Genomic DNA, 11,879 nt, shown 5'->3' with positions numbered 1-11,879 from the left:
ATTTTCAACATCGACGATCCCTCTCTTTTGTAGTGATACGTCGATTATCCGTGATTAGTGAGGAATTTTAAATCGGTGTTATTGAGTATTTTAACTCCGGCAGTGACAATATACTGGGGAATTGCTAAATTACTTCCTTTGTATGACTTTTCTCTCTTTTATTATATAAGTAAACTGCTGGTAACATTAATGCAACCAATCCCGTTAAGGTTTCTACAATTCCAGCAGTAATAAACAACGTATTTGGTCCTGTTGTATCTAGGAACCACCCTCCTGCTGCCTGTGCTAATGGCACCGCTCCTTGAGCAACAATCATATTAATACTTGATACACGCCCCATCACTTCTTCTGGGATAGTTTTCTGAAATATACTAGGGCCAATAGTGCTTACTACTGCTGTTGCTATACCAATGAAGCTCATAGCTGCAATTGCTTGCCAATAATTTGTCGTTAATCCCAACAGTAATAACCCTAACCCTTGGAAAGATATGGCTAACATATTAGCCTTTGGGCTTGGATTTTTAATCATAATAATAAAAGTTAAAATGAAAGAAACGACTAATCCCCCTGCTCCAAGAGCTGACTGCATCAATCCAAATTCCTTCTCATTTGCTTTTAATGATTCAGCTAAAAAAGGCAGTCCAACTTCCAGCATCCTAAAACTCATATTAGCAAAAAGCATAGTGATAATTAAGGTGAAAACCAAATGATTTTGTAGTACATATTTTACACCAAAAGCTAAATCCTCTTTGATAGAGTTTTTTTGTTCACGACTTTCTTTTTCCTTCATAATCGGCCTTAATTTTACAAAGTAAAGCGTTAATGCTGATGCAATAAATGCAATCCCTATAACAAACACACATATGATTCCCTTGTCTATATGGTATAGAAATGCTCCCGTTAAAGGTCCAATTAATGCAGTAATTTGCCACGTAGCCGCTAATAAGCTATTAGATCGCACATAATATTCTTTCGATACTACTCTCTGACGAATTGCAGTAACTGCGGGCCAATAAAAGGCATCTAGGACACCAAACACAAATCCTAATGCGAAAATAAAAAATATGTTCATACTATTTGTTACCATCAAGATAAATATGCCGAGCATTACCATAGCCCTTGATATATCTGAGATGAACATAATTTTTCTTCCATCGAAACGGTCGACAACTACTCCACCAAATAACATCAATATAATTCTTGGCACTCCAACTACTAATAAAAACATCCCCATCATAACTCCAGAACCAGTTATCTCTTTAATCATCCAAGGAATAACAAAAAAATATATAGCATCGCCTAAAGCTGAAAAAACGTAACTTAACCAATACATAAGAAAGTTTTTATTTTTGAATAGGCTTGCACTCTTATAATTTATAGTTTCCCCCAACTTCATAACTCCCCCTTAGTTACCACAATACCAATTACAATATACAAATTTTCTTCTTGAGCTAAACGTAGCAATAGGTAAGCGTTTGAAGTTATCTCCGGCTTTTCCCCTGCTCCACACGGAACGTGCCAGTTTCCAAGCATTCCGCGTTCCATCTGGCGATGGTTTTGATTATAAGTTTCAAGTTACTCTTGTAGAGCTTGCACTGTGGCATCATTCCTTTGTGAAGTGATGTTCCCACGTTCTTACCCGACCGGTGCAATGCACGTTTGAAAAATAATCGTTGCCAATCACTAGACTTGGGGCTATTCCTCCACTTCCATTACAGAAGATTCATCAGTCGTGCCCCTACCCTCATAAGGACAAATGCATTTCGTTCATCACTTATAGCAACCGTTTCGGGTGACAGCCCTTGAATCAACGTTCCTTACTTTCCAAGTCCCTTATAACCTAGCTATCTATTCTAAACATAGGTGCTTCCTGTAAGCCTGTGAGCAGGATACCGCCATTATTCGGTATAACGTGTTTCAGAGGAGCAATTTTTACTCCACATCACTCACACCACCGTAAGGGTGGTACAATAGTTTCCTATTGTTCGAAACTCTAGACCCGTACATTCGGAAGTTCGTCCGTTCTTTGTGTAAGAAAATTCTCACCTTATTTAGTTTTTCAGCCATCCGGCATATCCATTGGCATACCTTTATCCTGAAAGGAACGGCTTTAGCCTTTGTTCTGCCGACTTCACCTGAGCTTCACACCCCATAATCTGTCTATTATGACGCATGCAGGAGTATCAATGGGATAGTTTCAAAATACGTGGTTTTGTCATTCCTATCCTCTGTTATAAAGTTAGAAATTCTGTAGAAATTCCTCGTCCTTCGCACTATAGTGCTTATAACGAAACTTGTCGCACTGCCCCTTTTCTACAATAAGGAATTCAACACAAAAAGGCATTAATCCTGCTTGGATCAATGCCCCTGTAGTTTAAGTAAATTTTTCACAAGCTATTAATTTCACTATAATTGTTTAATCCAAATTTTCCACTCTTCAATTCCTTCTATTTCAATAATATTTAAATCGCTAGTAACGGGAACATTATTCTCTATGTAGCCTACTTCATATCCAAAGTCTTCATTAGGAATTATTGTTTGAATGTCACCATTTCCTTCAAATAGTCCGTTCATTTGAGTTATTTCTTTAACTTTCCATTGACCCTCAGTTTTTCGAATGTCAGCAACCCAAATATCCTTATCATTCATTATCCCTCTAAAGACATATAACGCTAACTCTTCATTCACTTTATGGGAACCATATACAATTATTTTTCTCTCTTTGTTTCCATCTTCTATCGTTTTTAAAGCATCTTCTGGATAGTTAGCTGCATCTTTACTAATTTCATCACAACCAACCAGTAAAAAGGCCAATGATAAAATAACTAGGATTAAGTTTGACTTCATTTTTGTACCTCCTAATTAAAATATATGTTCGGATAAAGATAAATAAGTCAAACTATTGTACTACCCTGCCCCGTTTCTTCCATAAGTAGTTCAACATAAAAAGGTATTTATCCTGCTTGGATCAATGCCCCTGTAAATTTAAGTGCATTTTTTCACAATCTTACCTCTGACTTTTCGGATGCTACCCCTCTATCCTTTTTAAGAATAAAAACGATATATTATTACAATTTTTAGAAAATTAAGTTATCATATAATCTATAATTACCAATAAAATTTAGGAGGAATAAATTTGCTCTCAAATGAATCTTTTAGTTACATTAATTATATTTTTATCTTCTTTATCATCATTCAGGTAGGTTTGCTTATTTCAATAACCTTAACGAAAAGAAACGAAAAGTTGATTAATTGGTTTACAGTTATCAGTGCATCTTGCATTTCTATTGTTGTTTCAGGCTTACTTCTAATCTTTTTAGGTTATGCTGCTGACGAGATAAATTTAGATGTAAATAACTATACTTATATGACCATTGCCCTTATTGTATTATCAATGATCAATTCATTGAACTTATACAAAAGCAAGTAAGATATTACTAAAGAAGATTCTGAGACGGGATAAATCACTTTCTTTTTAATCCTCTTTGTTCAACTAACCTGTCCCCTCATTCAAGTATAATTAATCACATTTTTATTGTAGTTCTTTTAAATCTGCTTCTTCTATCGAATCACCAGTAATTTCAAAGAATATCTCCTTATTACTTTCTAATTCAATTGGAGTTTTACTTCCTATTGGCATTCTATCCCCATTATTCTCAAAATTATTATCTCTTAATATAAAAACTTGCATTTCAACTTCACCATCTAACGCCATATCTGTTTTTGAGATATCAAACCCTAATACTTCTCCTTTTTCAATTTCAGAACCGTCAGCATACTCAAGTCCTGCTGAGTATTTCGCTATTTTCGCTTCGATTGCATAAAAGTCAAAATTAGCATTGTTTTTTATGTTGATTATCATACTATCTTTATTTACAGGATAAACTGTGCTGCTAACTGACAATAAAGTAAATAACAAAAATGTCATTGGTAATAGTAATATTTTCTTCATTACTTCACCTTCTTTTTTAAGAATTCTCTACCCTTGAAAATTTCTTTTTAGGTTATATTCATAAGAATTTTTATTTTTTCATCTCATATCTAAGCCTCTATCCATATACTTTTACTCACTATTCACTTTCACAGATAGAGAAAAAAGCACCTGTAATTACAAATTTCATAATATGTATAAATTTTACCATATATAAAATACAATCCATTGTCTATCTTGATATCAATAGGATTATTATTTTCATCTCCTACCACAGACTTTCCTTTAATAACACAAGAAAAGACCGTCCTTATGACAGCCTTGAAATAACTCTATTGCCCCCATACTAAAAGTTCTATTATTCACATCATACTAATTAGAATTCCTATGGTTTTTCTCCATCTCTAAAGTAATTCGTTTCTATGAAAAGAAATTTAACATAAAAAGGAATTAATCCTGCTTGGTTCAACTCCTCTGTTACTTTAACAAAACATAATCATCGCTTCCCTCCCATACTAGAGGAGTTTTTTTGTCAAAAATAATACCCTCCAGCCCATTTCTGACCAATACCTCTCTGTAATCTTCTTTTGCAAAAAAAGAGCTTGAACTTCATCAAAATAGCAAGTGAATACAAGTTCTTCATTATCATCACTAATCGTTATAATGTCGTCACATAATAAATTGATGGTTTCTAAATTAAGATCCTTTATCTCGTGTGTGCCTTGTTCGCCATATAATGTTGCATATTTAATGCTCTTTGCACCTTTCGAAGCTAGAACAGACAGAATACGGTGTATTAAAAATACTGAAATTTGGTCCATCATAGGATATAAAATATTCTCGGTTAAACTTTCGTCCAACTTTTTAGCCAAATCAGGTCTTTGATATATCTTTCTACCAAAATATCCATCCGCCAAAACGGCTGCTGCTGTAACGGCTATTGACATTTCTGAGATATTATTTAATCCACTATCTTTCCTTATTTCCTCCCAAGATAAAAGCTTTCCGAATCTAAGTAAATCTTCATTGGTAGGATAGGTGTCATCTTCTGATTTCCAATCATTTTGCATTTTGACGAAGGGATAGAAAATACAGGCTGCAAACTTGTATCCATTCGGTAACCCGTTTAAGAATGGGTCATTTTCAGGGTTTTCTCCAATCGGGTAAAAGAATTCCAATTGCTTTTTCCTCCTTAATTTAAATCATTTTCTTCAACTCCCTCAGTTTAATATGATTTTCTCACGAATGCTCGCTAATTCGCAGGATTTCAATCCCATTGAATTTAGTTTCATGACTTGGTGGAGTGAACTAAGGACGTTTTGGCTACGTGAAGGCATAGTTAAATAAAGGAGCGGATTCTCTTCTCCATATTCTACCATATAATGTACATCTCCACGCCGCCCCTGGAGGCTTTCCCTCCCATGTCTCAACGGGTCATTTGCCCTATCATTCCTTCGTCATGCCTATCCAAGGGGTGGAGGCCAGTTATGCTAACCTGATGGGTCAGTGCCCTTTTGTTGAAGAAACCTGGTACTCCGTACATATTTGAAATCCTGCGAATAAGCCAACACTCGCTCTTAGAGTCTCTTAGAGAATGGTGTAAAAAGTATATCTACGCTGCCAACACCGTTAAGGGTTGAACTTTCTTGGCACAATACTGTTCGTTTTTACGTGCTATTCCTACGAATATTCTTGCTAACTTTCCAATTAACTTCATAATCGATTTCATCTTTTTGACTTTGACGTTATTGGCATGGATGGCTTGAAATTCAGGGTTGTTCATCACCAGACTCATTGTTGCCAAGTAAAGAAAACGCCTAAGTCTTGATCGCCCACGCTTGGAAATGATAATTTGCCCTTTCCACTTACCGGAACTAGCTTCAGCTAGATGCAGTCCTGCGTGCCTAACCTAAGTAGTGAATTACCGTGTGAAAACCCGCTTAAATCCCCTGCTTCCCCCAAAATGCCCGCTAACGAAATTTCACTAATTCCCTTGATCATAAGCAGTTTTCTTGCGAATGGGATTTTAGCAAGTTCAGCCTTGACGGCCAGCTCAACTCTTTCTAATTGTTGAACCGCAAGGTCATACTCTTCGAGTAATTGCTCTAAATGAAATTTGTATGCCTCCATTGCTTGTCTCGTACCAACCGACTTTCTGGCTACTTGGAGAAGTAAATAAGCCTTCTTTAACCCAGGCTGCCTCTTCATGACTGACCTCCAACCAGTTACTACTTCTTCTGGCACCATGGAACCCAGTTCCATTGGAGAAGGGAATAGCCTTAGTGTAGCGATTGCCCCTTTAGCAGTGATGTCTTTAAACACTTGCCTTAGTTCTGGAAAAACAATGTCCACCCAACGATTTAATTGATTAATAGAACTTACGAGTCTTTTAACAATTACATCCCGGTTAGACATGAGGACCCTAAGTTTCTCAAACGACTCAGAAGTGTTCCTGACAAATGAATAGTAACCGTTCTTCACCATATCAGCTATTACCAGGGCGTCTTTTTTATCACTTTTTGATTGAGTATTATCGCGGTTTTCTTTGTTTCTTTTAACTAAGTGCGGATTTACTGTTACTACCTCAATATCTTGTTTTATCAGCCATTTTGAAAGGTTCATCCAGTAATGTCCCGTAGGTTCCATTCCCACTATGGATACCTCAAGTTTATGTATTCTTTTAAGCTTGATTATCCAGTTTAATAGATTTAGAAATCCATCTTCATTATTTTCAAATATAAGAGGATCTCCTACAACTATTCCCCGAAAATTAACAGCTCTTGCGACATGTAACTGTTGGGCGATATCCACACCAACAACTAAATGTTTATCAGAAATTCTTTCAATCAATTGATTTTGTTTGTCCTGCATTTTAAACTTCATAGTAAGGGTTCCTCCTAAAGGTTGAGTTAGAGTCGTGTCTTACTCATATCTTACTGAGGAGCCCTATTTTTATCAAAGCTCAAATTTAGTGATCTACAGGAATGCTAAACTGCCCATTTAGCTGCATAACCAAAAAAGAGCTGATCACAACTCTTGATATTGGAGTAATACCCCTTTTTGTTTAAGTGAAGACACTCACACACCAGCATCATTATTATCTTAAATCAATCTGATAAATTACCTAAGGGCTTCTTACTTTAATTTCACTATTTAAATATTTTTACTCTTCTTCACCTCTATATTATTCATCTTCATATGGGACTACTTCATAATCATCATCATCAAAAATTTGCTCCTCTTTTGCTTCTTCCATTTCTTTAATAAATTCGGTTATCAGAGTCGCATAATGGGCAACTTTAGGGTGTTTATTTAACTCATCTATTATCTTATTTACAATAGGAAGATCATATTTAATCCTTTGGAAGCTTATGTATTGGAATAAAGATGATCCTATCATATCTTGAACCTTCTCATCGGTTTCATTTAATAAATATAGGACATAGTTTTCTGTAATACTATTTTTGGGGTAATAGAATAAATTATCCAGCGCTTTTTTGATTTTAGTAAATTGCCCTGATTGCAATAAAGAAATTAATTCATCTTCTGGCATCGCATCTAATTTGTAATCCTCATCTTCGTCAGGATTAAAGCGGTAAAGACCCTCTTCCTCGATGTATAAATCCTTGATAAATTCGTCAAAATTATCAGACAAAACAAAATCCAAATCTCCATCTGTATCAATGTATGAAACAGCAGGCTCAACTCTATTATTCCTATAGTCCAAAGCAAACCAAGTGTGACCATCTCCGTTTAATATGACAAGTTCTTTAGGTAAATTCCATTCTTTAGTCACGAAAGCCGTATCCAAAATACCTGGCATTTCTCCTACTCCTTGTAGGAATCCAAATTCTACGAAAAAGTTTCCTTCTATTGGACGTTTTCTTAAACGGAGAGCATTAAATCGAATAGATCCACCATTTTGCTCTAATAACAACTTCCGATAAGTTTCAGGGAGCTTGTGTCCCAGTTCCTTTTCAGCTTCTTCTAATTCAGCTTCAGTGAGGGGTGGTTTTCTATAATAATCTTCACGTGCTTTAAGCCAAAATTTCATAATTATCCTCCTTAAAACATTTCTTGATTTGATATAAATCCTTCTTCCGCTAGTCGAGTAGAAGAGAGCCTTTTTACCTTACGGTAAATTGTGCTTCTCCCCCCTCTCAGAACCGTGCTTGCGCTATTAACGCACACGGCTCCTCCTAGTTATCATTTACAGAATATAGCTAATTTCTTTCCTTAATTCATAAATGTTGACCCTGATTCTTGGTTTGGGAAGTGGGAACATTTGAAGGAAAAGCCTAAATTTATCCCATGTAAAGGACTTTCTTTGGCTCCTTCTATTCAGCCATTTAAATAGTAAAATTTCGATTTTCTCTTTGAAGTCATTAACAGTTTGAGAATTATCTGTAATGCAGTAATAGTTGTAGTATCCTACTAGAGAACGTCTAAATCTCTCCATGATTAAATGGATATTTTTATTTCTATTAGACTTCAACCATTCCTTAGATTCTTTAAGCTTGCCTTGGACTTTCTTTCTGCTCGATTTCCGTTTTACACGAAATTTTCCTTGTTTACTTTTTCCACAATAATGAGTGAATCCAAGGAAATCGAAGGTTGCAGGCTTACCATTCCCTGTTCGTTTCGCGTTATTTTCTGCAAATCTCCCGAAGGGAATAACCTTGGTTTTATCCTCAGCTATTTCCAAGTTAAATTTCTTCAATCTCAGTTTTAATGACTCGTAGAATTGTATAGCTTCCCTTTTGTGTTGAAAACAACAAACAAAATCATCCGCATATCTTACCATGTATGCCTGTCCTTCACATTGTTTCCTAACCACTTTCTCAAACCATAAGTCGAGTACATAATGAAGGTACACATTAGCCAAGATAGGAGATATTACTCCACCTTGCGGTGTACCCTTATCTGTTTTGTATCTCCTGCCTTCCTCCATGTAACCACCTTTGAGGAACCTACTGATTATTCTCAGGAGGCTAGGATCCGTTATTCTATGTTTCAAGAACTCCATCATCCATTTGTGGTCAACATTATCGAAGAAGCCTTTGATATCTACATCTACTACATAGCTTACTAATCTTTTTTCTACATAAAAGTTTAGTATCTTTAACGCATCATGACAGTTTCTGTTTGGTCGAAACCCAAAAGAGCAGTCTAGAAAGTCATTCTTATAGATAGCATTTAGCACTTTTGCAATGCCTTTCTGGACAATTTTATCCTCATGTTCCGGTATTCCTAATGGCCTTTTCTTATTAGAGTTAAGCTTTGGAATATACATTCTTCTAACCGGAACTGGACGATAACTTTTGCTTTTAAGTCTGTTTGTTAAGTCCATTATGTTTTCTTCAAGACTTTCAGCATATTGCTCTTTCGTTGTACCGTTCACACCAGTTGCCTTATTGTTTGGCAGCTCATGATGACATTGAATGAGTGATTGCACATTTAGTAAATGTGTCCCTAATAAGGGCAATAACTGGTAGCTAGCCTTTCCTCCATCGGCATTACCCAACTTCATTGGTACTACGCTGCTATCCGACTCCCTACCCGGCATTTGGTTTCCTTACTTGTTATCGCTTGTACACCATACTCTTCTAATAAACAGAAGAGACCGGTAGGGTCTCCCGAGTTGCCGTATCATATCTATGTATGACGTGCCAAGGTCTCTGACTCCAGAGAGGTTTTATCTTTCTCGCCTATAACAAAAGATAAAATATTGCTTTCTACACGCAGTTAAGGCATCAGCCCTCTCGGTTTACAAACGTTTATGGAGCTCAATCCCTTCAACCATTTGGCTTTCGGCCCGCCACCTAACTGTCTACGCTTAAAGACCAAAGTTACCTTTGCCCCTCCAAGACTCGCTACGAGCGAATGGCTAGTTCTTACTCGGCGGGAATCCCACCCGCTATATGATACGACCTAGGCTCGGCCGCACAACTGCCCCGTTTCTTCCATAAGGAATTCAACACAAAAAGGCATTAATCCTCCTTCATTTGCTCACTCATTTATAGTCTTGAACTCTTTCTCTTTAGCATCGTATTCAATTCTTTCATCTCCTTGTTCGTCCCCAGATAGAGTGATTAAGGCAATATTATTACTTTTCCACTCTATAGAAATATTTGAAGGATAAAGTTTGGCTCCATCATTTGATATGAGTCGATCAGTATTTCTCCATCCACTTTTAATTCGAACCTTAGATGGACCAAATAAATATGCTGAACCCTTTTCTATCACTTTAATCTTATGCTCGTTTCCAGGAGAAGTGCTGGTAGCAAGCATTGTCCCTTTAAACTCCATTTCATATAAAAAAATACCTGGTCCCAGCAGAAGAATAAATGCCCAAATAAGGTATCTCCATTTTCTTGAAACTTTAGATGTAATAAATGCGTTAAAATTTATTATCACTAACAAAAAGATTATGACCATTACTATTAAAAGTACCTCCACCGATTCCATCACCTCTTTCTAAACAATGCCACATTTTTGAGATGTAACTCAGAAATATTGCCCCGTTAGTTCTACATAAATTTAATTAGTTTAAATTTATATTTTAATATCCCAATTTCTTTCTCTTTATTCATATCTTGATCTTGATTATCGTATTAACATTATTTAGATAAACATTCTCTTATTGAGCTAACCGTAGCAATAGGTAAGCGTTTGAAGTTATCTCCGGCTTTTCCCCTGCTCCACACGGAACGTGCCAGTTTCCAAGCATTCCGCGTTCCATCTGGCGATGGTTTTGATTATAAGTTTCAAGTTACTCTTATTGATTTGGATTATATGATAGGTTCTAACTCGCACTTTTCCCGATATTTATTGATTTTCTCTAATATCGGTGGCGTGATATCCAAACTTTTTATGAGTATATTCATCTTAGTTGTATCTGTCATATGGATTAGTTTGTGTACATCTTTGTAGAGAATGCGTAAGTTATTGAACTTGTCATTTCCGCCGAGATGTACTGGCACGTAGTGATGACAGTGTACATCCCGTGCTTGTAGAAATTGTCCTGTAATTTCACATTTTCCTTGTTTCATACTATATCGACTGATTCGATTGTCCATATATTCGACACTTCGTGTCGGGATATTTGACTCCATTAGCAAGGCAATTTCTTGCTTGATATTCTTATGCAAATTCTTATGAATTAGCGCTCGGCCTTCAACTGTGAATAGTGTCAGACTTTGTGTGAAACAAATAGTGTTCTTTGTCTGAACATTCGCAAGAGGGAAGAGATGAATACCAGCAATTTCAAATGTCTTGAACCTCAAACTGTATAACTTCTTATAGGTTGGCGGCGGATTCGCTGGATGGGCGTATTTCCCGACTGGTTTAAGACGATTGTACATAGATGCACCTATATCATAAGCAAGACGTGAGAAGGCTAAGTTGACATGTGTAGCTCGATTAAAGTAATTATGCAGCCCTAAGACAAAGCTATTAAATCGCAAAGCATTTTGAGTCGTTGGTGAGGCTCGAAGTGCCTCAATTCGTTTCCTCGCTTCATCTTTTATTTTCTGTATCTTTTCGGCTTTCACAAAAGTATGGGCCACACGTTTTTCACCTTTGCGAATGGCACGTATCGTAAATCCAAGAAAGGCTGATTCATGTTTCCGCAGATTAATTACTTTTGATTTTTCCGGTGAAATGTCAAGTTTTAAACGCTCTTTCAGAAAAAGCTTAACGGCATGATACCATTTTTCGGCTGTCTTCCAGTCCCGACATAAGATTTTAAAGTCGTCGGCATAGCGAACTATATAACCTTCTTTTAACTTTGTGTGAATCTTTGCATAGCGTTCACCTTCGCGTGTCGTATATGGCTTATCAAGAGGGAAGAGTTCCCACTGATTCGCTATCCATTGATCTAATTCATTCAAAACCACATTAGATAATAACGGGGATAGTAGTCCACCTTGCGGTGAACCCTTTTCCG

The 11,879-nt window shown here is 36.5% G+C and carries 8 protein-coding genes and 1 pseudogene; all 9 read right to left on the bottom strand.

Annotated elements, in window-relative coordinates:
* Positions 1 to 124 precede the first annotated feature (124 nt).
* The gene (locus tag AC622_RS08825) at positions 125 to 1,396 is read right to left on the bottom strand and encodes an MFS transporter (protein ID WP_049670736.1); all 1,272 of its coding nucleotides are present in this window, start codon (positions 1,394 to 1,396) and stop codon (positions 125 to 127) included.
* Between the two features lie 1,010 nt (positions 1,397 to 2,406).
* Positions 2,407 to 2,847, bottom strand: a complete 441-nt coding sequence (locus tag AC622_RS08820) for a hypothetical protein (RefSeq protein ID WP_049670735.1) — start codon at positions 2,845 to 2,847, stop codon at positions 2,407 to 2,409.
* Between the two features lie 685 nt (positions 2,848 to 3,532).
* On the bottom strand, positions 3,533 to 3,952 hold the full coding sequence (locus AC622_RS08810; RefSeq protein WP_049670733.1) for a hypothetical protein: 420 nt from the start codon (positions 3,950 to 3,952) through the stop codon (positions 3,533 to 3,535).
* Between the two features lie 494 nt (positions 3,953 to 4,446).
* Positions 4,447 to 5,109 (bottom strand): DUF2711 family protein, encoded by a 663-nt coding sequence (locus AC622_RS08805; RefSeq protein WP_049670732.1) that lies wholly within the window; start codon positions 5,107 to 5,109, stop codon positions 4,447 to 4,449.
* Positions 5,110 to 5,543: 434 nt separating this feature from the next.
* Positions 5,544 to 6,814, bottom strand: a pseudogene (locus AC622_RS08800) (IS110 family transposase).
* Positions 6,815 to 7,115: 301 nt separating this feature from the next.
* Positions 7,116 to 7,985: an SMI1/KNR4 family protein gene (locus AC622_RS08795; protein ID WP_049670731.1), complete on the bottom strand. Its 870-nt coding sequence runs from the start codon at positions 7,983 to 7,985 to the stop codon at positions 7,116 to 7,118.
* Between the two features lie 156 nt (positions 7,986 to 8,141).
* Positions 8,142 to 9,461 (bottom strand): group II intron reverse transcriptase/maturase, encoded by a 1,320-nt coding sequence (gene ltrA / locus AC622_RS08790; RefSeq protein WP_082197251.1) that lies wholly within the window; start codon positions 9,459 to 9,461, stop codon positions 8,142 to 8,144.
* Positions 9,462 to 9,940: 479 nt separating this feature from the next.
* A complete protein-coding gene (locus tag AC622_RS08785; protein WP_049670730.1) occupies positions 9,941 to 10,390 on the bottom strand; it encodes a hypothetical protein in 450 nt (149 codons plus the stop codon).
* Positions 10,391 to 10,722: 332 nt separating this feature from the next.
* Positions 10,723 to 11,879 (bottom strand): group II intron reverse transcriptase (locus AC622_RS08780; protein WP_269431771.1); only part of this gene is annotated, 1,157 nt, incomplete at its 5' end.

This window comes from Bacillus sp. FJAT-27916, assembly GCF_001183965.1.
Taxonomy (GTDB): Bacteria; Bacillota; Bacilli; order Bacillales; family Pradoshiaceae; genus Pradoshia.
Note: the sequence above shows the minus strand (reverse complement) of the source record. Positions and strands in the feature narration are given on the sequence as shown.

Excerpts from the sequence above, each read along its gene's own strand:
- AC622_RS08825 (WP_049670736.1), bottom strand. The coding sequence starts at position 1,396 with ATGAAGTTGGGGGAAACTATAAATTATAAGAGTGCAAGCCTATTCAAA.
- AC622_RS08820 (WP_049670735.1), bottom strand. The coding sequence starts at position 2,847 with ATGAAGTCAAACTTAATCCTAGTTATTTTATCATTGGCCTTTTTACTG.
- AC622_RS08810 (WP_049670733.1), bottom strand. The coding sequence starts at position 3,952 with ATGAAGAAAATATTACTATTACCAATGACATTTTTGTTATTTACTTTA.
- AC622_RS08795 (WP_049670731.1), bottom strand. The coding sequence starts at position 7,985 with ATGAAATTTTGGCTTAAAGCACGTGAAGATTATTATAGAAAACCACCC.
- ltrA (WP_082197251.1), bottom strand. The coding sequence starts at position 9,461 with ATGAAGTTGGGTAATGCCGATGGAGGAAAGGCTAGCTACCAGTTATTG.